The following is a 24,545-nucleotide window of genomic DNA, read 5'->3' on the forward strand; positions in this document are numbered from 1 at the left end:
CCGGCCGCGCGTGCGCGGCCGTGCCAGCCGACTTCCCCGGGCCAGCCATGACCAGTACCGCCGAACTCACCTCGCCGTCCTCCGCCAACCAGCCCGGCCTGGACACTGGCTACACGCTGGACCACAAGTACACCCGTACCGATGGCCGCATCTACCTGAGCGGGGTGCAGGCGCTGGTGCGCCTGCCGTTGATGCAGCGGCTGCGCGACGAGGCGGCCGGGCTGGATACCGCCGGCTTCATCAGCGGCTACCGCGGCAGCCCGCTGGGCGGCTTCGACCTGGAACTGTGGCGCGCACGGCAGCACCTGGAGGCGGCGCGGGTGAAGTTCACCCCCGGCCTCAACGAGGACCTGGGCGCGACGATGGTCTGGGGTACCCAGCAGACCAACCTGTTCCCCGGCGCCAACGTCCAGGGCGTGTACGGCATGTGGTACGGCAAGGGCCCCGGCGTGGACCGCTGCGGCGACGTGTTCAAGCACGCCAATGCCGCCGGCACCTCGCCGTTGGGTGGCGTGCTGGCGCTGGCCGCCGATGACCATGCCTGCCGCAGCTCGACCCTGCCGCACGGCAGCGAGGACGAGTTCGTCAGCGCGATGATGCCGGTGCTGAACCCGGCCGGCGTGCAGGACATCCTCGACATGGGCCTGCTCGGCTGGGCGATGAGCCGTTACACCGGGCGCTGGATCGGCTTCAAGACCATCGCCGAAACGGTGGAATCCTCGGCCTCGGTGCAGGTTGATCCGTTCGCGCGCCGCATCGTGCTGCCGGAGGACTTCGACATGCCCGCCGGCGGCCTCAACATCCGCTGGCCCGACCCGCCGCTGGACCAGGAAATGCGCCTGCACCGGTACGCGGTGAAGGCGGCCCAGGCATTCGCACGCGCCAACGGCATCGACCGCATCGTGATGGACTCGCCGCGCGCGCGGCTGGGCATCGTCACCACCGGCAAGAGCTACCTGGACGTGCTGCAGGCGCTGGAATACCTGGGACTGGACGAACAGGCCTGCGCCGACATCGGCATCCGCGTGTACAAGGTGGGCATGACCTGGCCGCTGGAACCGGTGGGCATCGCACGCTTCGCCGAAGGGCTGGAAGACATCGTGGTGGTGGAGGAGAAGCGTGCCTTCATCGAGCGGCAGATGAAGGAACAGTTCTACAACTGGCCGGCCAGCGCGGGCCCGCGCCCGTCCATCGTCGGCAAGTACGACGAGCAGGGCGCGTGGATCCTGCCGTCCACCAACGAGCTCACGCCAGCCACCATCGCCGGAGTGATCGGCCGCCGCATCCAGCGTTTCTTCACCAATGAATCCATCGAACAGCGCCTGCGCTGGATGGATGACAAGGAAGCCGAGCTCGCGCTGCCGCGTGCCAGCTTCCCGCGCGTGCCGCACTACTGCTCCGGCTGCCCGCACAACACCTCCACCCGTGTACCGGAAGGGTCGCGTGCGCTGGGCGGGATCGGGTGCCATTACATGGTGACGTGGATGGACCGCAGCACCGACACCTTCACCCACATGGGCGGCGAAGGCGTGACGTGGGCCGGGCAGGCGGCGTTCACCGACACCGAGCATGTGTTCCAGAACCTCGGTGACGGCACCTACTTCCACAGCGGCTCGCTGGCGATCCGCCAGGCCATCGCCGCCGGCGTCAACATCACCTACAAGATCCTCTACAACGATGCGGTGGCGATGACCGGCGGCCAGCCGGTGGACGGCACCCTGAGCGTGCCGCAGATCGCCCATCAGATGCGGGCCGAAGGCGTGCAGACGATCGTGCTGGTCAGCGACGAGATCGGCAAATGGAACAAGCGCGAGCTGTTCCCCGAGGGCGTGGAGTTCCACGACCGCGCCGAGCTGGACGCGGTGCAGAAGCAGCTGCGGCAGGTGAAGGGCACCAGCATCCTGATCTACGAACAGACCTGCGCCACCGAGAAGCGCCGCCGCCGCAAGCGTGGCAAGCTGGTCGATCCGCCCAAGCGCGTGGTGGTCAATTCGCTGGTGTGCGAAGGCTGCGGCGACTGCGGCAAGAAGAGCTTCTGCGTGTCGGTGCTGCCCAAGGAAACCGAGTTCGGGCGCAAGCGCGACATCGACCAGTCCAACTGCAACAAGGACTACAGCTGCACCACCGGTTTCTGTCCGAGCTTTGTCACCGTGCACGGTGGCAGGCCGCGCAAGGGCGCGCGCAGCCAGCGCAGCGACCTGCTCGCCAACCTGCCCGCACCGACCTTCCGTACCACGCTGGAACAGCCCTGGAACATCCTGATCACCGGCGTCGGTGGCACCGGCGTGGTCACCATCGGCGCGCTGCTGGGCATGGCCGGCCACCTGGAAGGCAAGGGCGCCAGTGTGCTTGACCAGACCGGCCTGGCCCAGAAGGGCGGCGCGGTCACCACCCACATCCGTATTGCCCGCACCCCCGAGGACATCCATGCCGTGCGCATCGCCGCCGGTGAAGCCGACCTGGTGGTGGGCTGCGACATGGTGGTGGTCAACGACTACTGGGCGCTGTCCAAGGTGCGTGCCGAGCGCTCGCAGGTGGTCCTCAACACCTATGAGGCGATGCCGGGCACCTTCACCACGCGGCCGGACATGCAGTTCCCCGCCGCCGACATCATCGCCGGTATCCGCGTGGCGCTCGGAGGGCGCGAGCCGCTGCTGCTCGATGCCACCCAGCTGGCCACGGCGCTGCTCGGCGATGCCATCGCCGCCAACCTGTTCATCCTTGGCTTTGCCTGGCAGCAGGGGCTGGTGCCGATCTCGTTCGAGGCGCTGATGCGCGCGGTGGAACTCAACGGCGCCGCCATCGAGATGAACACCCAGGCCTTCGCCTGGGGCCGTCTGGCGGCGGTGGACCCGCAGGCGGTGCAACAGGCCGCCGGGCTGGTGCGCAACGGCCACACCGATGCCGAGCGCACACCGGGACCGCTGCACGACCTGCCGCCGGGCGAATGGGAAGGCAACGAGTGGGGCGCCAACGCCGCGCCGCGCAACACCGGCGACGAGCGCGAGCTGCGCGGCCTGCCCGGCCACGGCGGCAGCGCCGATGTGGCGTTCCTGCCCCTGGACGACGAGCGCCTGTCGCGCTCGCTGGATGAGCTGATCGAGCGTCGCGTGCGGTTCCTGACCGACTACCAGGACAGCGCCTACGCCGCACGCTACCGCGCGCTGGTGGAGAAGGTGCGCGCGGTGGAGTGGGACAAGGCCGGCAGCACCGCCCTGACCGAGACCGTGGCGCGCTACTACTTCAAGCTGATGGCCTACAAGGACGAGTACGAAGTGGCGCGCCTGTACACCAGCGGCGAGTTCCAGCGCCGGTTGCAACAGCAGTTCGAGGGCGAGTTTGAAGTGCGCTTCCATCTGGCGCCGCCGCTGTTTGCAAAGAAGGACGACCAGGGCCGGCTGATCAAGCAGGAATACGGGCCGTGGATGCTCAAGGCGTTCGGGCTGCTGGCCAAGCTGAAGTTCCTGCGCGGGGGCACCTTCGATGTCTTCGGCCGTACCGCGGAACGCCGTGGCGAGCGTCAGCTGATCGCCGACTACGAGCAGACCGTGGCGCTGCTGCTGGATGGCCTGAGCGACGACCGTGTGGCGCTGGCGGTGGAGATCGCCAGCATCCCCGAGCACATCCGCGGCTACGGGCACGTCAAGGAAGCGCACCTGCACGCGGCCAAGGCCCGCGAAGCCACGTTGCTGGCGCAGTGGCGCAACCCGCGGGCACTGCACATCGTGCAGGTGGCCTGACGGCAGATGGAGCCGACCGTTGGTCGGCTATCGCGCGCAGCGCGGGGGGTTTCGATGCCGGAACGGAAGGCAGCCGGGCAGAGCCCGGCTCTACGGGCGTCGTGCGCGGTGGGTGGCCGCCGACGTAGAGCCGACTTCTAGTCGGCTTCGCGCGCAGCGCGCGGGGTTTTCGATGCCGGAACGGAAGGCAGCCGGGCAGAGCCCGGCTCTACGGGCGCAGCGCGCGGGTTTCGATGCCGGCGCGCTGCGCGCGCGGTTACGCAAAGCGGTGCCATACCCGCAGGCGGTTGTTGGCCGGCATGGCCACGTCGTCGATCAGCCGCAGGCCCTGGGCGGCGGCCAGTGCGTCCACCGCGTCGGCATCGCGGATGCCCGCCGCGGGGTCGCGCTGCTTCAGCCAGGCATCGAATACCCGGTTGCTGTCGCTGCTGTACTGGCCGCCCTGGTTGAACGGCCCGTAGATGCACAGCAGCGCGTCGTCGGCCATCACCGCCGGCAGTCCGGCGAACAACGCCTCCACGTGCGCCCAGCTCATGATATGCAGGGTGTTGGCGCTGAACACCGCATCGAAGCCCAACGGTGCTTCCGGCAGCGGTGCCAGGCCAGGCACGGGCGACAGCACGGCCTGCAACGGCCACGGGGGCGGAGCATTGGGCAGGGCGGCCTCGGCCAGGCGCTCGGCAATGCCGGGCAGATGGTCCGGGTGGTCGCTGGCCTGCCAGTGCAGGTGCGGCAGCTGCGCGGCGAAGTGCGCCGCATGCTGGCCGGTACCGCTGCCGATCTCCAGGACGCGGTGGCGGTCCTGCAGGTACCGGCGCAGGGCTGTCAGGATCGGCTCGCGGTTGCGCTCGCAGGCGTCGGACCAACGCTGTTGGCTCATGGCAGGCTCAAGATGAATTCGGATGACCGCCATCCAACCATGACCGCAGTCACTTGTGCCACTGCCCGCCGCCATCGAAAGTCAAGAACTTGTCCACTGCGACCGGTCTGATGCCGATCGCACCGTCGGGGGATGGATCGCTGTGCAACGCCGTGAGTTTCTTGCGCTGTCTGGAATGGGCCTGGCTGGCCTGGTACTGCCGCACGGTCGGCTGATTGCCGCCGAGCAACTGCTCGAGCCCGGCGACCCCGTCCGCAACAGGGTGCTGGCCGAGGCGGCGCTGGGCGCGGCCAAACGCGCCGGCGCCACCTACTGCGACGTACGTATCGGGCGCTACCTCAACCAGGCGGTGATCACCCGCGAGCGCACCGTCCAGAACGTCACCAACAGCGAATCGGCCGGCATCGGCATCCGGGTGATCGTCAACGGCGCCTGGGGCTTTGCGGCCACCCACCAGCGCACGCCGGCGGCGGTGCTGGCCACGGTTGGGCAGGCCGCCGCCATCGCGCGCGCCAACGCCGGCATCCAGACCCGTCCGGTACAGCTGGCGCCGGTAACCGGTGTTGGCGAGGTCAGCTGGAAGACGCCGATCCGCAGGAACGCAATGGCGGTACCGATCCAGGACAAGGTCGAGATGCTGCTGGCGGTCAATGCCGCCGCCCTCGACGCCGGCGCCGATTTCATCAATTCCACATTGTTCCTGGTCAACGAGCAGAAGTACTTCGCCTCCAGCGACGGCTCGTTCATCGACCAGGACGTGCACCGGATCTGGCTGCCGTTCACCGCCACCGCCATCGACAAGGCCACCGGCAAATTCCGCACCCGCGCGGGGCTGTCCTCGCCGATGGGCATGGGCTACGAGTTTCTCGATGGCGACGCCAGCGGCAAGATCGCGCTGCCAGGCGGCGTCACCGCCTACCGCGATTCCTACGATCCGATCGAGGATGCAGTGGCCGCCGCCCGTCAGGCGCGCGAGAAGCTCAAGGCACCGTCGGTCAAGCCAGGCAAGTACGACCTGGTGCTGGACCCGTCCAACCTGTTCCTGACCATCCACGAGAATGTCGGCCACCCGCTGGAACTGGACCGCGTGCTCGGCTACGAAGCCAACTACGCCGGCACCAGCTTCGCCACGCTGGACAAGCGCGAGGCGGGCTTCCGCTGGGGCAGCGACATTGTCAACTTCCATGCCGACAAAACCGCGCCGGGCAGCCTGGGCGCGGTGGGCTACGACGATGAAGGGGTCAAGACCCGGCGCTGGGACCTGGTCAAGGACGGCATCCTGGTCAACTACCAGGCCACGCGCGATGAAGTGCACCTGCTGGGCGAAACCGCCTCGCACGGCTGCAGCTACGCCGATTCCTGGTCCAGCGTGCAGTTCCAGCGCATGGCCAACGTGTCGCTGGCGCCGGGCAGGACGCCGCTCAGCGTGGCCGACATGATCAAGGACGTGGAGAACGGCATCTACATCCACGGCCGCGGCTCGTATTCGATCGACCAGCAGCGCTACAACGCGCAGTTCGGCGGCCAGCTCTACTACCAGATCCGGAACGGCCAGATCGCCGGCATGGTCGAGGATGCGGCCTACCAGATCCGTACGCCGGAGTTCTGGAACGCGTGCAGCGCGATCTGCGATGAACGCGACTTCCGCTTCGGTGGCTCGTTCTTCGACGGCAAGGGCCAGCCGGGCCAGGTCTCGGCGGTCTCGCACGGCTCGTCGACCACCCGCTTCAACGGGGTGAACATCATCAATACCGCGCGCAGCCTGGGATGAGCCCGCCGCGCCCGCCGTTCGTTTCCCTGCCACACCACCCTGACGTGGAGCGCCGCCTTGCAAAGACGTGACTTCCTCGCCCTGACCGGGCTTACCGCAGGCGGCCTGATCGTGCCGTCCTTCTTCGGCAAGGTCATTGCCGCCGAACACCTGCACAGCACGCTGGACCCTGCGCTGAAGAAGCGCCTGGCCGATGCGGCGCTGGCTGCCGCGCGCCAGGCCGGCGCCACCTACTGCGATGTGCGCATCGGCCGCTACCTGCGCCAGTTCGTGATCACCCGCGAGGACAAGGTGCAGAACGTGGTCAACACCGAGTCCACCGGTGTGGGCATCCGCGTGATCGTCAACGGGGCATGGGGCTTTGCCGCCACCAACCAGCTCGGGCCGGGCGACGTGGCGCGCGCCGCACAGCAGGCCGCCGCCATCGCCAAGGCCAACGCGGCAGTGCAGACCGCACCGGTGCAGTTGGCCGCCGCGGCGGGGGTGGGCGAGGTCTCCTGGCGCACGCCGATCCGCAAGAATGCGATGGACGTGCCGATCAAGGAGAAGGTGGAGCTGCTGCTGGACGTCAATGCCGCCGCGATGGGCGCCGGCGCCAGCTTCGTCAACTCGATGCTGTTCCTGGTCAACGAGCAGAAGTACTTCGCCTCCACCGACGGTTCCTACATCGACCAGGACGTGCACCGCATCTGGGCGCCGATGACGATCACCGCCATCGACAAGGCAAGCGGCAAGTTCCGCACCCGCGAAGGCCTGTCCTCGCCGATGGGCATGGGCTACGAGTATCTCGATGGCGCGGCGGCGGGCAAGGTGCCGACCCCCAACGGAGTGGTCAACTACAGCACGTCCTACGACATGCGGGAGGACGCCATCGCCGCGGCCAAGCAGGCCCAGGAGAAGCTCAAGGCGCCGTCGGTGAAGCCGGGCAAGTACGACCTGATCCTGGACCCCTCGCACACCTGGCTCACCATCCACGAATCGATCGGCCATCCGCTCGAGCTGGACCGCGTGCTGGGCTACGAGGCCAACTATGCCGGCACCAGCTTCGCCACCCTGGACAAGCGCGAGCAGCAGTTCCAGTACGGCAGCGACAAAGTGAACATCTTCGCCGACAAGACCCAGCCGGGCAGCCTCGGCGCGGTCGCCTACGACGATGAAGGCGTCAAGACCAAGCGCTGGGACCTGATCAGCAACGGCAGGCTGGTGGACTACCAGACCATCCGCGACCAGGCCCATGTTCTCGGCAAGACCGAGTCCGACGGTTGCTGCTATGCCGATTCCTGGTCCAGCGTGCAGTTCCAGCGCATGGCCAATGTCTCGATGGCCCCCGGCAAGACGCCGCTGAGCGTGAGCGACATGATCAAGGACGTCGAGAATGGCATCTACATCATCGGCGACGGTTCGTTCTCGATCGACCAGCAGCGCTACAACGCGCAGTTCGGCGGCCAGCTGTTCTATGAGATCAAGAACGGCAGGATCACCCGCATGCTCGAGGACGTGGCTTACCAGATCCGCACACCGGAGTTCTGGAACGCCTGCAGCGCCGTGGCCGATGAGCGTGACTACCGCCTCGGCGGCTCGTTCTTCGACGGCAAGGGCCAGCCGGGCCAGGTCTCGGCGGTCTCGCACGGCTCGTCCACCGCGCGCTTCAACGGCATCAACGTCATCAACACCGCACGCAGCCTCGGCTGACCGGTCAGGAGCCCAATCGCAATGAGTATCTTCACCGAAGCCCAGGCCAAGGCCATCCTCGACAAGGTCATCGCGCTGTCCAAGGCCGACGAATGCACGGCCGTCCTGGCCGGCTCGATCGATGGCAACATCCGTTTCGCGCTCAACAACGTGTCCACCAGCGGCATCGTCGACAACACCGAACTGGCCGTCACCGTGGCCTTCGGCAAGCGCGTGGGCACCGCCTCGATCAACGAGTTCGACGATGCCGCGCTGGAACGCGTGGTCCGTCGTGCCGAAGACCTGGCGCGTCTGGCACCGGAGAATCCGGAGTTCATGCCCGCCATCGGCAGGCAGACCTACACCGCCAGCCCCACGTTCAGCGCCTCCACCGCCGCCATCGACCCGGCGTTCCGCGCCAAGGTTGCCGCCGATTCGATCGCACCGTGCCGCGGCAACGGGCTGATCGCCGCCGGCTTCCTGGAAGACGGGCAGAGCTTCTACGCCACTGCCAACAGCAACGGCAACTTCGGTTACCAGCGCAGCACCAATTTCGACTACACCTGCACCGTGCGCACCGAAGACGGCCGCGGCTCGGGCTGGGTCGGCCGCAACCTGAAGGACGCCGCCGACTTCAAGGCCGACCAGGACATCCGCATCGCCATGCGCAAGGCCACCGACTCGGCAGAAGCCAAAGCGCTGGAGCCGGGCAAGTACACCGTGATCCTGGAGCCGGCCGCCGCCGCGGGCCTGATCAGCTTCATGATGAACTTCTTCGACGCGCGCGCGGCTGATGAAGGCCGCAGCTTCCTGTCCAGGAAGGGCGGCGGCAACAAGCTGGGCGAGCAGGTCTACGATCCGCGCGTGAACTTCAGCGCCGACCCGTGGAATCCCGAGGCTCCGGTGCTGCCGTGGGATGGCGAAGGCCAGCCGCGCCAGAAGCTGGCCATCGTCGAGAACGGCCGCATCGCCAACCTGAACTACTCGCGGTACTGGGCGCAGAAGCAGGGCAAGACCGCCAACGCGCGGGCGGGCAACCTGCTGATGGCCGGTGGCGACAAGAGCACCGCCGAGCTGGTGCGCGGCACCCAGAAGGGCATTCTGGTGACCCGGACCTGGTACATCCGCATGGTCGATCCGCAGACTGTGCTGCTGACCGGCCTCACCCGCGATGGCACGTTCTACATCGAGAACGGACAGATCAAGTACCCGGTCAAGAACTTCCGCTTCAACGAATCGCCGGTGATCATGCTCAACAACATCGAAGAGCTCGGCAAGCCGGTGCGCGTGGCTGGCGACGAGTCCAGCCTGGTGATGATGATCCCGCCGATGAAGCTGCGCGATTTCACCTTCACCTCGCTGTCCGACGCGGTCTGATGCAGCCCTGTCGTCCCCGAGGGTGGCGGAGCGGCGCGCGGCGATGAACCGCGCGCAGTTTCTGCGGGCACTGCTGGGCGGCGCCGCGCTTGCGGCGCTGCCGTCGTGGGCCGGCGCGCAGGCCGGCCGCTACGATTTCTGGTTCACCCGGCTCAAGTACGACTCCGGCGACTGGGACGTGGATGCGCGCATGCCGTCCAACGTGATCACCTCGCTGATCGACTACACCTCGCTGCGCGTGGACCCGCAGGAGCACGTGATCGCGCTCGCCGACCCCCGCATGCTGCAGGCCCCGTTCTGCTACCTGGCCGGGCACAAGCTGGTCGAGTTCAACGCGGCCGAGCGACAGAACTTCGTGCGCTACGTGCGCAACGGCGGCTTCGTTTTCGTGGATGACTGCAACCACGATATCGACGGCCTGTTCGCCACCTCGTTCGAAGCGCAGATGGCTGCATTGTTCGGCCCCCGCGCGCTGAAGAAGCTGCCCAACACGCATGCGCTGTACCGCAGCTTCTTCCGTTTTCCGGACGGGCCGCCGGCGACCGGTTTCGAGCTCAACGGCTGGGGCGACGACCTGGTCCACGACTACCTCAAGGGCATCGAGATCGACGGCCGGCTGGGCGTGCTCTACAGCAACAAGGACTATGGCTGCGAGTGGGATTATGACTGGCGCAACAAGCGCTTCCTCGCCGAAGACAACACCCGTTTCGCGGTCAACATCGTCATGTACGCGCTCAACAGTTGATCCTCCCGCCAACGGCCCACCCAGCCTCTGCGCCACGCCTCCTTCCTACAGGTTCCGCCATGACCACCGCCGACATCGACACCCTCCTGCCGAAACTACACCAGCTGCGCGAGGCGCTTGGCCAGGCGGTGGTGGGCCAGCATGCGGTGGTGGAGCAGTTGCTGATCGGCCTGCTGGCCGGCGGCCACTGCCTGCTCGAAGGCGCGCCGGGACTGGGCAAGACACTGCTGGTGCGCTCGCTCGGGCAAGCGCTGGAACTGCAGTTCCGCCGCGTGCAGTTCACCCCCGACCTGATGCCCAGCGACATCCTGGGCACGGAGCTGCTGGAAGAAGACCACGGCACCGGCCACCGTCACTTCCGTTTCCAGAAGGGACCGATCTTCACCCACCTGCTGCTCGCCGACGAGCTCAACCGCACCCCGCCCAAGACCCAGGCCGCGCTGCTGGAAGCGATGCAGGAACGCACGGTCAGCTACGCCGGCACCACCTACATGCTGCCGGCGCCGTTCTTCGTGCTGGCCACGCAGAACCCGATCGAGCAGGCGGGGACGTACCCGCTGCCCGAAGCGCAGCTGGACCGCTTCCTGCTGCATGTCCGGGTGGACTACCCCACCGAGCAGGAAGAACGCGACATCCTGCTGCAGACCACCGGCAGTGCGGCCGGCACGGTGCCGCAGGTGATGCATGCCGAGGACGTGCTGGCGCTGCAGGCTGCCGTCCGCCAGGTGCATGTCAGCGACGATGTGCTGACCTGGATCACCCGCGTGGTGCGGGCCAGCCGGCCCGGTAGCGGTGCGCCGGACGCGGTCAACCACTGGATCAAGTGGGGGGCCGGCCCGCGCGCCGGGCAGTCGCTGGTGCTCGCCGCCAAGGCCCGGGCGCTGCTGCAGGGTCGCTTTGCCGCCACCCGTGAGGATGTGCAGGCGCTGGTGGGGCCGGTGATGCGTCATCGCCTGCTGCTCTCCTTTGCCGCCGAGGCCGAACAGAAAAGCGCCGACGATGTGATCCACGCGCTGCTGCAGGCCGTGCCGTTCCCGGCCTGAGCGCTGCCGTGACGCCGCACGCGCCGATCCTCCTGCCCGCCGATGTGCGCAGCCGTCTGAAGACGCTGCGCCTGCTGCCTCGCCGTGCGCGCGGTACGCACGCGATCGGCCAGCACGCCAGCCGCAGTCGCGGGGCCGGTCTGGAGTTCGCCCAGTATCGGGCCTACGAGCCGGGCGACGCGCTGCGCCAGATCGACTGGAAGCTGTACGCCCGCTCGGACCGTTTTTTCGTGCGCGAATCCGAGCGCGAGAGCCCGGTCACGGTGTGGGTACTGGTGGATGCCAGCGCGTCGGCCACACAGGCCGACCGCGCGCGTCCGGACTGGTCGCGGCTGGACCACGCCTGCGCCACTGCGGCCTGTCTGGTGGAGCTGGCGCTGCAGCAGGGCGACCGGTTCGGCCTGATTGCCGTGGGTGGCGACGGTGTGCGGCTGGTGCCGGCCGGCAGCGGACCGCGCCAGCGCGACCGCGTGCACCTGCTGCTGCGCCAGCTGCATGCACACGGTGGCTGGCCGGCCGCCACGGTGCTGCGCCCGGTGTGGGAACGCGTGCAGGCCGGGGACATGCTGATCGCCCTGGGCGACGGGTTCGATGACGCCGGCGTCGCGCTGCTGGAGCGGCTGGCGGCGGCGCGGCGCGAAGTACTGCATCTCCAGCTGCTCAGCGCCGAAGAGCGTGATTTCCCGTTCACCGACGGCCATCGTTTCCACGACCCGGAAACCGGCGAGGAACTGCTCGGCGACGGCCGTGCGATCCGCGAGGGCTATCTGGCCCGGTTCGCGGCGGCGCAGCGCGCGCTGCACGCGCGCCTTCAGGCGGCGGGCATCGTCACGGCAACGGGGTACCTGGACCAGCCGCTGGATGTACCCCTGCGCACACTGTTCGCACCGGGCAGTGCTGCATGAGCCTGACTCTGCTGTTCCCGCTCGGGTTGCTGGCGCTGGCCGCGCTGCTGGTGCCGCTGCTGATCCACCTGGCGCGGCGCCATCAGTACGCCCCGCTGTCGTTCGCCGCCCTGCGCTGGCTGCGTGCCAAAGCGCGCCCGCGCCAGCGCATCCGGTTCGATGAATGGCCGCTGCTGCTGGTGCGCCTGCTGCTGCTGGCTGTCCTGGCACTGCTGCTGGCCCGTCCGCTGCTGCACGGTACCGCCGCCGACACCCACGCGGTCACCGCGGTCGCGCCCGGCCTGGAGGGTGCCGCGCTGCGCGGCACGGACACGGCCGGCGACTGGCGCTGGCTGGCGCCGGGCTTCCCACCGCTGCACGCCGCCGCCCCGGCCGCGCCTCAACCGCTGGCCAGCCTGCTGCGTGAACTGGACCAGCTGCTGCCGGCCGGCACGCCGCTCACCGTCTACGTGCCCGATCCGCTGCCCGGCCTGGATGCGCAACGCCCGCGTCTGTCGCGCAGCGTACGTTGGCAGCCAGTGCCGGCACCGCCCCCCCGCGCAGACGACGCACGGCCACGCCTGCCCACGCTGCAGCCCGGCGGCCACCCGGCCGACGCGGGTAGCGTACCGGTGCTGGAGGCCCTGCAACGCGCGTGGAACGGGCAGGCGCTCGCGGCACCGCTCGCCGCGGACAGCGCGCCCGACGTGGGTCAGATCGGGGTATGGCTGTCGCCCGCCGCGCTGCCGGAGCGCTGGCAGGCGTGGGTGCGGCAGGGCGGCACGGTACTGCTCGCCACGCCGGGCGCCGCACACGGGGAAGGCTGGTCGACCGCCCTGCGCGATGCCGAGGGCAGACCGCTGCTCCAGCAGCGCGCGGTCGAGCGGGGCAGGCTGCTGCGCTTCACGGGGGCGATGTCGCCCAGCGCGTTGCCCGCGTTGCGCGAGGCCGATCTGCCACGTCGCCTGCTCTCCGTGCTCGCGCCCCCGGCGGCGCCGCAGCTCGCCGTGGCCGCGACGCAGGTACCGCTGACCGGCGCGCCCGCGCCGCGTGCGCCCCCGCGCGATCCCGTCCCGTGGCTGCTGGCGTTGATCGTGCTGCTGTTCGCGCTGGAACGCGCCCTGGCCACCGCGCCGCGCCGCGAGGCCGGCGCATGAGCGCGCGCGTGCAGCAGGCCTGGCAGCGTGCACGCCGGCGCCGGTGGTGGAGCAGCGCGCTGATCGGCCTGCCGCTCGCCGTGGCCGCCACCGCGCTCGCCCTGCGCGTGGCCGGCTTCAACCCGGCCGCGGTGGTGCTGCTGCTGGCCCTGCTGGCAACAACAGGCATCGCCACCTGGCGCGCGCGGCGGCTGGACCGTCGCTGGCTGGTCCGGCAGCTCGACCGGCATCCCGTCGCGCAGGACAGTGCCGACCTGCTGTTCGCTGCGCCCGACACCCTCAACCCCCTGCAGCAGCGCCAGCGCCAGCATGTCGCCACGGCGCTGCAGTCCGCCCCGCCGGACCTGCGTCCGCGCTGGCCCGCGCGCGCGCTGTGGCCGGCCTGGATCGGCGCGCTGCTGGTGATCGCCCTGGCGTTGGGGTGGCCGCGCAGCCGTGACACCGCCGTTGCACCGGGCCCTGGGCCGGTTGCGAACAGTACCCAGGCGCCGCCGCCGCAGCTGCAGTCCACCCGACTGCAGATCCGCGCACCGGCCTACACCGGTCAGCCCGTGCGCGTGCAGGCCGTGCTGGATGCGAAGGTCGCCCAGGGCAGCCAGCTGCAGTGGGCGTTGCGCTTCTCCGCACCGCCGACAAGCGCGGCACTCCAGTTCCACGACGGCCAGCGCCTGCCGCTGCAGCGCCACGGCGACACATGGACCACGCAATCCACTGCTTCACGGCCGCGGCTGTACCGCGTGGTCACCACGCCGACACTGCACGACAACCGGCTGTACCGCCTCGACGTAGTGCCCGACCGTGCGCCGGGCGTGCGCGTGATCGCCCCGGACCGCAGTCTGGTGCTCGGCGCACCCGGCCAACGCCAGTGGGCCCTGCAGTTCGAGGCGAGCGACGACTACGGCGTCGCCGCCACTGCCGAGCTCAAGGTGACCCTCGCCCAGGGCAGTGGCGAGAACATCACTTTCCGCGAGCAGCGCATCCCCCTGACCGGCAGCGGGCCCGCCACCCAGCGCCGCTTCGCGCGCACGCTCGATCTGGCCGCACTCGGCGCGGCGCCGGGCAATGATGTGATCGCGCAGCTGCAGGTGCGCGACAACCGCGCGCCCATCGCCCAGACCGGCCAGAGCACCAGCGTGATCCTGCGCCTGCCCAGCACCGAGCAGATACAGACCGCCGACCTGGAAGGCATGGTCAAGAAGACCCTGCCAGCCTATTTCCGCAGCCAGCGCCAGATCATCATCGATGCCGAAGCGCTGATCCGGTTGCGCGGGCAGTTGCCGCCCGGGGAGTTCGTCCGGCGCGCCGATGCGATCGGCGTGGACCAGCGCATCCTGCGCCTGCGCTATGGCCAGTTCCTGGGGGAGGAAAGCGAAGGCGCAGCGAAGCCGCCGCCGACCAGCGATGCCCTGCCGACCAGCGACGCTCCTGCGACGCAGGACCAGGAGCACGATCACGACACGGCCGACGCGGCCGGCCACGCGCAGGCCGGCCACGACGACCACGACCACAGCGGCGCGACGGCGGGCGGCCCGCCGGTATTCGGCAGCGCCACCGATGTGCTGTCCGAGTACGGCCACACCCACGACCACGCCGAAGCCGCCACGCTGCTCGATCCGCAGACCCGCGCCACGCTGAAGGCCGCACTCGACCAGATGTGGTCCTCCGAGGGCGAGCTGCGCCAGGGCCGTCCCGACGCGGCGCTGCCGTACGCCTACAAGGCGCTGGCCTTCATTAAACAGGTGCAGCAGGCCGAGCGCATCTACCTGGCGCGGGTCGGGCCGGAACTGCCGCCGATCGATGAGAGCCGCCGCCTCGGCGGCGACCGCACCGACCTCGGCAACCGCACCCTGCCGTTGCAGGCCGTGCCCGCCCCCGATCCGGCCATCGTCGCGGTCTGGCAGCAGCTGGCCGACACCGACGGCGCACCGGACCTGGATGCGGTGAGCGGCTGGCTGCGCGCCAATGAGACGCGGCTGTCCGATCCGCTCAGCCTGGCGGCGGCCATCGAAGCGCTGCGCATGGCACCGGAATGCAGCGAGTGCCGGACTACGCTGCGCGCCCAACTGTGGCGGGCGCTGCTGCGGCCGCCGCCGCAGGTCTCGCGACGCACCGCGCCGGATCGGATGGGCCAGACCTGGCTGGATGCCCTGGAGAACGTCCGATGAGCGATGCCCGCTGGATTGCCGTCGCACTGGCCGTCATCGTGCTGCTCGGCAGCGCACGCCTGCTCTGGCACCAGCGGCAGGGTCCACGTCGCAGCGCAGGGCGACTGCTGTGCCTGCTCGTGCTGCAGGCAGCCAGTGGCGTGCTGCTGTTCCGGTGCCTGGTGCCTCCGCAGACCAGCGCACCCGCCGGCCAGCTGACCGTGCTCACCGCCGCCGCCGACACCGTGCGCTGGACGCGCTCCCCCGGCGACACCGTGATCGCCCTGCCCGAGGCACCGGCCCATGCCGACAGCCGCCCCGCGCCCGATCTCGCCACCGCGCTGCGACAGCATCCGGGTACGCGGTCGCTGCGCGTGATCGGCGATGGCCTGTCCGCACGTGACCGCGATACGCCGCTGCCGGCACAGGTGAGCGCGCGTGCCTCCCCACCGCCGGTCGGATGGGTGGCGCTGCAGCCGCCTTCCGCTGCCGCCCCTGGCGCGGTGTTTGTCCTGCGCGCGCGTGCGCAGGGCGTGGCCACGGCAAGCGCCGAGCTGCTGGACCCGGCCGGCAGGGTGGTCGATCGCGCCCGCATCGGCGACGACGGCCGCGTGCAGCTGCAGGGCGTGGCCCGCGCCAGCGGCCGCAGCGAGTTCCGTCTGCGCCTGCTCGACGCCGATCAGCACGCGGTGGACAGCATCGTCGTCCCGCTGCAGACCATCGCCCAGCCCGTGCCACGTGTGGTGATCGTCGCCGGCGCGCCGGGGCCGGAACTCAAGTACCTGCGCCGTTGGGCCACCGACACCGGCCTGGCGGTCCAGACGCAGGCCAGCGCGGGAGGGGGGGTCCTGCTCGGCGACGGCCCGGTCGCGCTCAGCGCCGCGCGCCTGGCCGCCACCGATGTCCTGATCCTCGACGAACGCAGCCTGGCCGCCCTCGATGGCGCGCAGCGCGGCGCTGTGCAGCAGGCACTGCGCAACGGACTGGGGGTGCTGGTGCGTACCTCCGGGCCGCTTCCCGACGGCGCCCGCCAGACCCTGCGCAACTGGGGCTTGGCCGTCACCGGCAGCAGCCAGACCCTGCCGTTGACCCTGCCGGCCGATCCCGACCCGGCACTGCTGCAGGCGCGGCGCGGGCCGCCACGCCCGTCAGGTCAATCTACCGTCCATGCCGACGAGGCCGACGCCGCATCACGCAGTGCCGCTGCTCCTGTACTGGAACAGTTCACCCTGCGCACAGCCGATGCCAGCGCGCTGCTGCACGACGCGAAGGGCGCGGCCATCGGTGGCTGGCGCGGCATCGGCCAGGGCCGGCTGGCGCTGCTGCCGGTTACCGACACCTATCGGCTGGTGCTGGCCGGCCGCGATGACCGGCATGCCGAGCTGTGGAGCGGCATGCTGACCACGCTGGCACGCGCGCTGCCGGCCACCGCCACGGTCCGTCCCGGCAGCGCCACGCCCTGGGCCGGCGAGCGCCTCGCGCTGTGCAATCTGCAGGGACCCACGCAGGTCCGTGCGCCGGACGGCAGCGACACCGCCCTGGTCATCGATCCATCCAGCGGCACCGATGCCTGCGCCGGCTACTGGCCGCAGCAGCCGGGGTGGCACCAGTTGCGCCACGGCGATACAACGCAGGCCGTGTACGTTTTCGACCCAGCTGGCGCGCAGGCGCTGTACCGCCAGCAACTGCGCGAGGCCAACGCCGTGCGCGTGCGCCGCGCCGACCGCGCCACAGCCACCACCCACGCGGTGCCAGGCCCGCGCTGGCCGTGGCTGCTGGCGTTCGTGCTGGTGAGTGGCCTGCTCTGGTGGCTGGAGAGACGGCGCCCGCGGGCAGCGACGGCCTGATCGACGTGCGCGCTGTCGCACATGCCTATACTGCGTCTCCACAGGGAGGATCATGCATGTCGCGAGTTGCAACGATGATGGCCATGACGCTGGCAGCCGGTGCAGCGGTGTTGAACGCCGGCACGGCCGGGGCAGCGGTGATCGGCCCCAGCAACATGACCGCCAGCCGCTACCCCGAACCGCGCTGCCAGCCGCCGCGCAGGGCCACGGGCAACAGCCCGTCCGAGCTGAGCCGCTACCAGAGCGACGTCAAGGAACATTTCCGCTGCGTGGAAAAGTACGTGGAAGCGGCGCAGAACGACATCCGGCGCATCCAGGAATCGATGGACGACGCCGTCAGGGGCGCCAGGCGCTACTGAGCACCCGGCCTGCGGCGGCGGTCACCCGCCCGGTGGCGCGCCGCAGCCGTCCTGCGCGCACAGCAGCAGCGCACGGCGCTGCTGCGCCTCGTCAAGCGCCGGCGACGGCCGTGCGGTGGCCGCCTGGATCGGGTCCGGGGCGCGGGTCAGGGTGTGCAGCCCCTGCGCGGTTTTGCCGATGACGTAATAGATTCCCATCATCACGTAGCCGCCGCTCATGCCCACCTGCTCCAGCGACGGCGCCTCGCGCCAGGCGCGGTTGAAGGTGTTGGGCTCGATCTGGACCGGACTCCGGTACCCGTACAGGTCCAGCGGCACGTCCTCATCGGGTTTGAGCGCACGCACTTCGCCCAGTGTGGTCACGTCCCCGCGCGCCGCGGGCGGCGGCGTGCCCGTCTCCGGCGGCGGAGCGGAAGGGTGCTGGGCCTGTGCCAGGCCGGCCAGCATCATGCCGGCGACTGCGGTGATGCGATGTCTCCCCCTTGCCACACTCACCATCCTGGTCCGTTGCGTGCGTCGGCAGATGATACGCAGGCGACCTTCAGATTTCGTTGCGCGCGTGTCTCAATCGATGAGACACGGCTGTGGTTTCATGGCGTCCTTTGCAGACCGTTGTACTCATGGCTTACGAACTCGCCAAGCGCACCGAGGACGCCGAGCGCCGCCTCGCCACCACCGATGGCCTGCCCTCGCGCAACGGCGCGCTGCTGACCGCGCGGCTGCAGCGCCGCTATGCCGACCGCATCACCGGCAGCTTCACCCTGCCCGGCCGCGAAGGCTGCTATGCGCCGCTTCCCGCCGATGTGCCGGCCGCCCTGGCTGCCGCATTGAAGGCGCGTGGCATCGAACAGCTCTACAGCCACCAGGCCGAGGCCTGGGCGGCCACCCAGCGCGGCGAGCACGTGGCCATCGTCACCCCCACCGCCAGCGGCAAATCGCTGTGCTACACCCTGCCGGTGGTCAGCGCGGCCATGCAGGGCAAGGCCAAGGCGCTGTACCTGTTCCCCACCAAAGCGCTGGCCCAGGACCAGGTGGCCGAACTGCTGGAGCTCAACCGCGCCGGTGACCTGGGGGTCAAGGCCTTCACCTTCGATGGTGATACCCCCGGCGACGCACGCCAGGCGATCCGCCTGCACGGCGACATCGTGGTGTCCAACCCGGACATGCTGCACCAGGCGATCCTGCCCCATCACACCAAGTGGGCGCAGTTCTTCGAGAACCTGCGGTATGTGGTGATCGATGAAGTGCACACCTACCGGGGCGTGTTCGGCAGCCACGTCACCAACGTGCTGCGCCGGCTCAAGCGTATCTGCGCCTTCTACGGGGTGGAGCCGCAGTTCATCCTGTGCTCGGCCACCATCGGCAACCCGCAGGCGCATGCCGAAGCGCTGATCGAAGCACCGGTCACCGCCATCACCGAATCCGGCGCGCCCAGCGGGCCCAAGCACGTGCTGCTGTGGAACCCGCCCGTGGTCAATGCCGACCTCGGCCTGCGCGCCTCGGCGCGCTCGCAGAGCAACCGCATCGCGCGCATCGCGATCAAGTCCGGGCTGAAGACGCTGATCTTCGCGCAGAGCCGGCTGATGGTCGAAGTGCTGACCAAGTACCTCAAGGACATCTTCGACCACGATCCGCGCAAGCCGGCGCGCATCCGCGCGTATCGCGGCGGCTACCTGCCCACCGAGCGCCGGGAGACCGAACGCGCCATGCGCGCCGGCACCATCGACGGCATCGTCAGCACCTCGGCGCTGGAGCTGGGCGTGGATATCGGCAGCCTGGACGTGGTGATCCTCAATGGCTATCCGGGCAGCGTCGCGGCCACCTGGCAGCGCTTTGGCCGCGCCGGCCGCCGCCAGCAGCCCGCCCTGGGGGTGATGGTGGCCAGCTCGCAGCCGCTGGACCAGTACGTGGTGCGGCACCCGGACTTCTTCGCCGATGCCTCGCCCGAACATGCGCGCATTGCCCCGGACCAGCCGCTGATCCTGTTCGACCACATCCGCTGCGCCGCCTTCGAACTGCCGTTCCTGGCCGGCGACCCGTTCGGCCCGATCGACCCGCTGGTGTTCCTTGAAGCACTGGCCGAAACAGAGGTCGTGCATCGCGAGGGCGATCGGTGGGAGTGGATCGCCGACAGCTACCCGGCCAACGCGGTGAGCCTGCGCTCGGTGGCCGATGGCAACTTCGTGGTGGTCGACCGCAGCGACGGCAAGCAGCAGATCATCGCCGAGGTGGACTATTCCGCCGCCGCGCTCACCCTGTATGAAGGCGCCATCCACATGGTGCAGTCCACGCCGTACCAGGTGGAGCGGCTGGACTGGGAGGGCCGCAAGGCCTACGTCACCCGCACCCACGTGGACTACTACACCGACAGCATCGACTTCACCAAGCTCAAGGTGCTGGACCGGTTCGACGGCTGCCAGGCCGGGCGCGGCGACTCGCATCACGGCGAAGTTCACGTGGTGCGCCGCGTGGCCGGCTACAAGAAGATCCGTTACTACACCCACGAGAACATCGGCTACGGCCCGGTCAACCTGCCCGACCAGGAACTGCACACCACCGCAGTGTGGTGGCAGCTGCCGCAGGCGCTGCTGCTGACCGCCTTCGACAGCAAGCAGGAGGCGCTGGACGGCTTCCTGGGTGCGGCGTATGCGCTGCATATCGTCGCCACCGTGGCGGTGATGGCCGATGCCCGCGACCTGCAGAAGGCAGTCGGCAATGGCGACGGTGCATGGTTTGCGGTGGCCGACCAGAGCGGCCGCGGCCAGCTGCGCGGTGCCGAGTTCGATGCCAGCGCGATCGAGTTGCAGCAGCAGTTCGTGCCCACCGTCTACCTGTACGACAACTTCCCCGGTGGCGTCGGCTTGAGTGAGCCGCTGTGGCTGCGCCAGGCCGAACTGCTGCAGCGCGCCCGAGAACTGGTGCAGCGCTGCGACTGCAAAGCCGGGTGCCCGGCCTGCGTGGGACCGGTGCTGGCCGGCCAGGAAGACGATGCCACCACACCCAGGGCGCTGGCACTGCACGTGCTGGACCTGTTCGACGCGCATGCGCTGCCCAGCGCCGCCGAGCGCGAGCGCGCCGCCGCCGAGGTGGTGCCGCAGTGAGCCTGAGCCTGGACAAGCTGCGCCTGTTGCGGCGGCAGGCCGGGGACGCCACCCCGGCGCCGGCGGCGTCGGCAGGTCCCGACCGTGGACCGGTCCCCCGCGACGCGCCGTCTGGCGCGCTCCCGTCCGCTGCCAATGATGCGCAGGCGCGCCCCTCTGCACCGGCCTCGGTGTTCGCCTGGGTCGAACAGGAGATCCGTCACAAGCCCACCGGTGACGCGGCCCCGGTCCCGGTAGTGGCAGCCCCCGCGCCCGCCCTGCGCACGCCCGAGGTTGGCAGCCTGCATCGCCTGCTCGGCCTGCGCGCACGCGGCGCTGCGCCGGCCGCCCTGCCCCGCGCCAACGCGCAGGACCGCCACGTCCCCGGTGAGGAGATCGCGCCGGGCCTGTTCCTGATTGAATCGTTCCTGCCGCAGCCCGTGCCGACCCAGCCGCTCTCGCTGGCGTTTGCCAGGCGCGAGGGCGAGCAGGTCCAGCCGCAGGACCTGCTGTTCTTCGATACCGAAACCACCGGCCTGGCCGGCGGCACCGGCACCCGCGCCTTCATGATCGGCGCGGCCGACTGGTACGCCCATCCCGACCAGGGCGACGGCCTGCGCATCCGCCAGCTGGTGATCACCACCCTCGGCGCGGAAACGGCGATGCTGCGTACGTTTGCCGGGTGGCTGCGGCCGGGCCTGGTGTTCTGCAGCTACAACGGCCGCTGCTACGACGCGCCGCTGTTGAAGACGCGTTTCCGGCTGGCCCGTCACGGTGACCCGATCAGCGCGCACGACCATGTGGATCTGCTGTTCCCCACCCGCCGCCGCTACCGTGGCACCTGGGAGAACTGCCGGCTGGCCACCATCGAGCGCCAGCTGCTGCAGATCGTGCGCGAGGACGACCTGCCCGGTTCGGAGGCCCCGGCCGCATGGCTGAACTACCTGCGCGGGGGCAGCGCGCTGAACCTGCGCCGGGTGGCCGACCACAACCACCAGGATGTGGTGACGCTGTCGATGCTGATGCTGCGGCTGGTGGCCGAGGAACAGCAGGAGCGCGAAACGCTGGCCCTGCAGGCCGTTGAACCCCCGCAGCGGCCGCGTTGACGCCGCGTAACGGCCCGCCCACGGACACTGCCGGTACCTACCGTGGGAGGAGTACCGCATGCGTTGGAATCTGATGTTCGCCGTGGCGTGCGCGTTGCCGCTGGCAGCCTGCAGCCATCCGGCCAGAACCGCCTCCGGCCCGTCGGCGGCGGCCGACGCCCCACCGGCCGCCACCGAACCTGCCGTGGCCGGCAGCGCGGCACGCTGCGATCCGGAGAAGGTGGCCAGCCTGGTCGGAAAGACCGCCACCGAAGCGGTGGTGCAGCAGGCCGTGAAGGCCAGCGGCGCGCGGCATGCGCGTGTGCTCAAGCCGGGGATGGCGATGACGATGGACTTCCGCGAGGATCGCCTCAGCCTGGAAGTGGACGCGCAGAACAGGATCGTGCGCGCCAACTGCGGGTGACCCCGTCGTGCTGCCTGCGCGCGGCGCAGGCAGCACATGGAACACGCCGGCCTCAGTCGCGCAGGCGCTCGGCCTTGCCACTGGACAGGGCCTGATCGATCGCCGCACGCACGTCGCGCGAGGCGCGGGCCGACGCCACGCTCTGCTGCCGGGCCAGACGCGCCTGCTCGCGGCCCATCTCGGCCTGCTCACGCGCGACCCGCGCGATCTGCTCGGTATCCACCGCCTTGCGTGCGGCGATGCGGGCCTGCCGCGCTGCCTGCGCCGCCTCGGACGCCGCCGACGCGCCGGACTGGCGAGCGGCCAGGTTGGCCACCGCGGCCACATCCACCGACGCCATCGCATCGGCGGTGACCTGCATCGATACGTCGGCCAGGTGCTGGCCCAGCTCGGACTGGAGAGTGCCCAATGCGGCCTGCGCACTGCCCAGTGCCGCGACGTCGGCCTGGCTGCGGGCCAGCTGCCGGAGCACGGCCGGATCGCGGATCAGATAACGCTCCTGGCCCCGTCGTACCCACAGGGCCGGCTCGTCGCCGTGGGCATCATGCTTGGCCTGCTTGAGATCGGCCAGCGAGGCGTCCACAAAGTTGCTGTCCCCGCCCATCAGCACGAAGGCCTGTGCGGGTTGCCGGGAGAGGTCGAGCTTGCCGTGGGTGACCAACGCCATGCCATCGCCCAGCGCCTTGGGCGGTTCCGGCGCGCGCGGTGCCGCGGGGGGAGCCGGTGCGATCGGCGCCGCCACCGGCTGCGGTGCGACCTGCGGAGCCGGTGCCGCGAGCGGCGCAGCGGCCGGCAGCGGCGTCGGCGGCGTCGGCACGCGCGGCGCGGCCGGTGCCGGCGGTGCGGGCGGCGGCGGGGTCACCGCCGCCACCAGGCGCATCGGCGCAACGCCGACCAGCACCACCATCGCGGTGATCGCCAACGCGGCCACGCGCGGGAAGCGACGGGTCTGCTGCAGGGTCAGCAGCCGTCGCTTGAGGCTGCGGAAGTTCGGCGACGCGCTGGCCACGCCCACCGCCGGTCGCGGTGCCACGCCCAGCTGCACCAGCAGCCGACCATAGTCGTGGCGACAATGGCCCTGCCCGGCCACCACGGCACCGTCGCAGGCCTCTTCGCGGGCCACGGCATATTCGCGCGCGGCCAGGTGTACCAGCGGATGGAAGAAGAACAGGTGCTGGGCCAGGGCGGGCAGCAGCCCCCACCACAGGTCGCGGCGCTGCAGGTGCACCAGTTCATGGGTCAGCGCCATGTCCAGATCATCGGCGCTCATCGCCTGCAGTTCGCGTGCCGGCAGCAGCAGTACCGGACGCCACGGCCCGATCAGCTGCGGCGAGCGGATCTGCGCGGACACCTTCAGGGTCGGCGCGCGGCGCAGACCGTGTGCTTCAGCGGCCAGATGCAGCGCCTGCTGCAGGGTCGCGTCGGTGCAGTCGGCCGCACCACGCACCAGCGCGCGGCTGTGCCGGTAGCCACGCAGGCTGTGCACCAGCATCACCAGCACGCCGGCCACCCATGCGGCCAGCAGCAGCGCCGGCCACGACCACAACGCCTGCGGAGCCGCCATCGCCACCGCGCCGGTCATGTCGGGCGCGCTCGCCAGTGCGGTCTCCACGGCCGGCAGCGCAACCAGCTGCGTGGCGGGCGCTGCGGGCGCCGGCAGCACCGCCAGCTCCAGCGGGCTGCTCCAGACCAGGCCCAGCACCGCCTGCGCGGCCACCAGCCACCACAGCCGGCAGCGCGTGGCGGTGGGCAGCGCCGGCAGCAGCCGGCACACGCCCCATACCAGGGCCACCAGCAGCACGCTCTGCAGGCTGGTCCAGCCCAGCCGCGTCAGCAGTTCGATCATCAGGGTGTCCATGTCTCAGCTCTCCCGCTTGCGTGACTGCAACTGCGCGACCAAGGCTTCCAGCTCGGCCAGTTCCTGGTCGCTCACCTCGGCCTTGTGCGACATGAAGGCCACGAACGGCGACACCGAGCCCTGCAACGTCTTTTCCACGAAGCTGGCCACCGCGCCCTGGACCACACTGTCCTGGCCACTGGTGGCGGCATAGCGATACACGCCTTGGACCTGCCTGCGCTGCAGGTAGGCCTTGCCGCGCAGACGCTCCATCATGGTCAGCACGGTCGAGCGGGCCAGGCCACGCTCCTCTCCGAACCCCGCCGCCACCTCACCCACGGTGGCACCGCCCTGTTCCGCTACGTACTGCAACAGGGCCAGCTCCTGGTCCCCGATGGTTTTGCCGCGCATGGCACACTCCGATGACTACACGTGTCGCCACGGTGCCAATGACTACAGATGTCGTCAAGTGCCGAAGGACGTCCGCCGACGAACGGTTGT

18 protein-coding genes are annotated in these 24,545 nt (G+C 70.0%); 14 read left to right on the forward strand and 4 right to left on the reverse strand.

Annotated features, from left to right (window positions below; all coding sequences use genetic code 11):
• Positions 1 to 47: 47 nt before the first annotated feature.
• Positions 48 to 3,740 carry an indolepyruvate ferredoxin oxidoreductase family protein gene (locus tag GDJ08_RS18570; RefSeq protein WP_017355475.1) on the forward strand — a complete coding sequence of 1,231 codons (3,693 nt, stop codon included), beginning with the start codon at positions 48 to 50 and terminating at the stop codon, positions 3,738 to 3,740.
• A 256-nt stretch (positions 3,741 to 3,996) separates the two neighbouring features.
• Here the strand turns inward: GDJ08_RS18570 and GDJ08_RS18575 are convergent, their stop codons facing one another.
• Positions 3,997 to 4,620, reverse strand: a complete 624-nt coding sequence (locus GDJ08_RS18575; RefSeq protein ID WP_153165461.1) for a DUF938 domain-containing protein — start codon at positions 4,618 to 4,620, stop codon at positions 3,997 to 3,999.
• Between the two features lie 142 nt (positions 4,621 to 4,762).
• Between GDJ08_RS18575 and GDJ08_RS18580 the strand changes: the two genes are divergently transcribed.
• The 10 genes from GDJ08_RS18580 to GDJ08_RS18625 are packed head-to-tail and all read left to right on the forward strand — an operon-like array spanning position 4,763 to position 17,618.
• Complete coding sequence (locus GDJ08_RS18580) at positions 4,763 to 6,391, forward strand: TldD/PmbA family protein (protein ID WP_017355472.1); 1,629 nt, start codon at positions 4,763 to 4,765, stop codon at positions 6,389 to 6,391.
• A 57-nt stretch (positions 6,392 to 6,448) separates the two neighbouring features.
• Positions 6,449 to 8,083, forward strand: coding sequence for a TldD/PmbA family protein (locus GDJ08_RS18585; RefSeq protein ID WP_153165462.1), 1,635 nt, complete (start codon positions 6,449 to 6,451; stop codon positions 8,081 to 8,083).
• Between the two features lie 21 nt (positions 8,084 to 8,104).
• On the forward strand, positions 8,105 to 9,439 hold the full coding sequence (locus tag GDJ08_RS18590) for a TldD/PmbA family protein (protein ID WP_153165463.1): 1,335 nt from the start codon (positions 8,105 to 8,107) through the stop codon (positions 9,437 to 9,439).
• Between the two features lie 43 nt (positions 9,440 to 9,482).
• A complete protein-coding gene (locus GDJ08_RS18595; RefSeq protein ID WP_017355469.1) occupies positions 9,483 to 10,184 on the forward strand; it encodes a DUF4159 domain-containing protein in 702 nt (233 codons plus the stop codon).
• A 59-nt stretch (positions 10,185 to 10,243) separates the two neighbouring features.
• The gene (locus tag GDJ08_RS18600; RefSeq protein ID WP_017355468.1) at positions 10,244 to 11,227 is read left to right on the forward strand and encodes an AAA family ATPase; all 984 of its coding nucleotides are present in this window, start codon (positions 10,244 to 10,246) and stop codon (positions 11,225 to 11,227) included.
• Positions 11,228 to 11,235: 8 nt separating this feature from the next.
• Entirely contained in the window at positions 11,236 to 12,132 is an 897-nt protein-coding gene (locus tag GDJ08_RS18605; protein WP_153165464.1) for a DUF58 domain-containing protein, read from the forward strand.
• Between the two features lie 2 nt (positions 12,133 to 12,134).
• On the forward strand, positions 12,135 to 13,268 hold the full coding sequence (locus GDJ08_RS18610; protein ID WP_153165501.1) for a BatA domain-containing protein: 1,134 nt from the start codon (positions 12,135 to 12,137) through the stop codon (positions 13,266 to 13,268).
• Positions 13,265 to 15,433 (forward strand): hypothetical protein, encoded by a 2,169-nt coding sequence (locus tag GDJ08_RS18615; RefSeq protein WP_153165465.1) that lies wholly within the window; start codon positions 13,265 to 13,267, stop codon positions 15,431 to 15,433. The genes GDJ08_RS18610 and GDJ08_RS18615 overlap by 4 nt, the downstream gene beginning before the upstream one ends.
• Positions 15,430 to 17,259: a hypothetical protein gene (locus GDJ08_RS18620; RefSeq protein ID WP_153165466.1), complete on the forward strand. Its 1,830-nt coding sequence runs from the start codon at positions 15,430 to 15,432 to the stop codon at positions 17,257 to 17,259. The genes GDJ08_RS18615 and GDJ08_RS18620 overlap by 4 nt, the downstream gene beginning before the upstream one ends.
• Before the next feature lie 56 nt (positions 17,260 to 17,315).
• The gene (locus GDJ08_RS18625; protein WP_136005672.1) at positions 17,316 to 17,618 is read left to right on the forward strand and encodes a hypothetical protein; all 303 of its coding nucleotides are present in this window, start codon (positions 17,316 to 17,318) and stop codon (positions 17,616 to 17,618) included.
• Positions 17,619 to 17,639: 21 nt separating this feature from the next.
• Here the strand turns inward: GDJ08_RS18625 and GDJ08_RS18630 are convergent, their stop codons facing one another.
• Positions 17,640 to 18,116 (reverse strand): hypothetical protein, encoded by a 477-nt coding sequence (locus GDJ08_RS18630; RefSeq protein ID WP_153165467.1) that lies wholly within the window; start codon positions 18,114 to 18,116, stop codon positions 17,640 to 17,642.
• A gap of 122 nt (positions 18,117 to 18,238) precedes the next feature.
• Between GDJ08_RS18630 and GDJ08_RS18635 the strand changes: the two genes are divergently transcribed.
• The 3 genes from GDJ08_RS18635 to GDJ08_RS18645 are packed head-to-tail and all read left to right on the forward strand — an operon-like array spanning position 18,239 to position 22,207.
• Complete coding sequence (locus GDJ08_RS18635; protein WP_136005676.1) at positions 18,239 to 20,719, forward strand: DEAD/DEAH box helicase; 2,481 nt, start codon at positions 18,239 to 18,241, stop codon at positions 20,717 to 20,719.
• A complete protein-coding gene (locus tag GDJ08_RS18640; protein ID WP_136005679.1) occupies positions 20,716 to 21,804 on the forward strand; it encodes a ribonuclease H-like domain-containing protein in 1,089 nt (362 codons plus the stop codon). The genes GDJ08_RS18635 and GDJ08_RS18640 overlap by 4 nt, the downstream gene beginning before the upstream one ends.
• Positions 21,805 to 21,862: 58 nt before the next feature.
• Positions 21,863 to 22,207 (forward strand): I78 family peptidase inhibitor, encoded by a 345-nt coding sequence (locus tag GDJ08_RS18645; RefSeq protein WP_136005681.1) that lies wholly within the window; start codon positions 21,863 to 21,865, stop codon positions 22,205 to 22,207.
• Between the two features lie 52 nt (positions 22,208 to 22,259).
• Here the strand turns inward: GDJ08_RS18645 and GDJ08_RS18650 are convergent, their stop codons facing one another.
• Both GDJ08_RS18650 and GDJ08_RS18655 read right to left on the reverse strand, forming a co-directional pair.
• A complete protein-coding gene (locus GDJ08_RS18650; RefSeq protein ID WP_153165468.1) occupies positions 22,260 to 24,065 on the reverse strand; it encodes a M56 family metallopeptidase in 1,806 nt (601 codons plus the stop codon).
• Between the two features lie 3 nt (positions 24,066 to 24,068).
• Positions 24,069 to 24,455, reverse strand: a complete 387-nt coding sequence (locus GDJ08_RS18655) for a BlaI/MecI/CopY family transcriptional regulator (protein WP_136005687.1) — start codon at positions 24,453 to 24,455, stop codon at positions 24,069 to 24,071.
• Positions 24,456 to 24,545: the final 90 nt, after the last annotated feature.

Source organism: Stenotrophomonas nematodicola, assembly GCF_009467805.1.
Taxonomy (GTDB): Bacteria; Pseudomonadota; Gammaproteobacteria; order Xanthomonadales; family Xanthomonadaceae; genus Stenotrophomonas; species Stenotrophomonas nematodicola.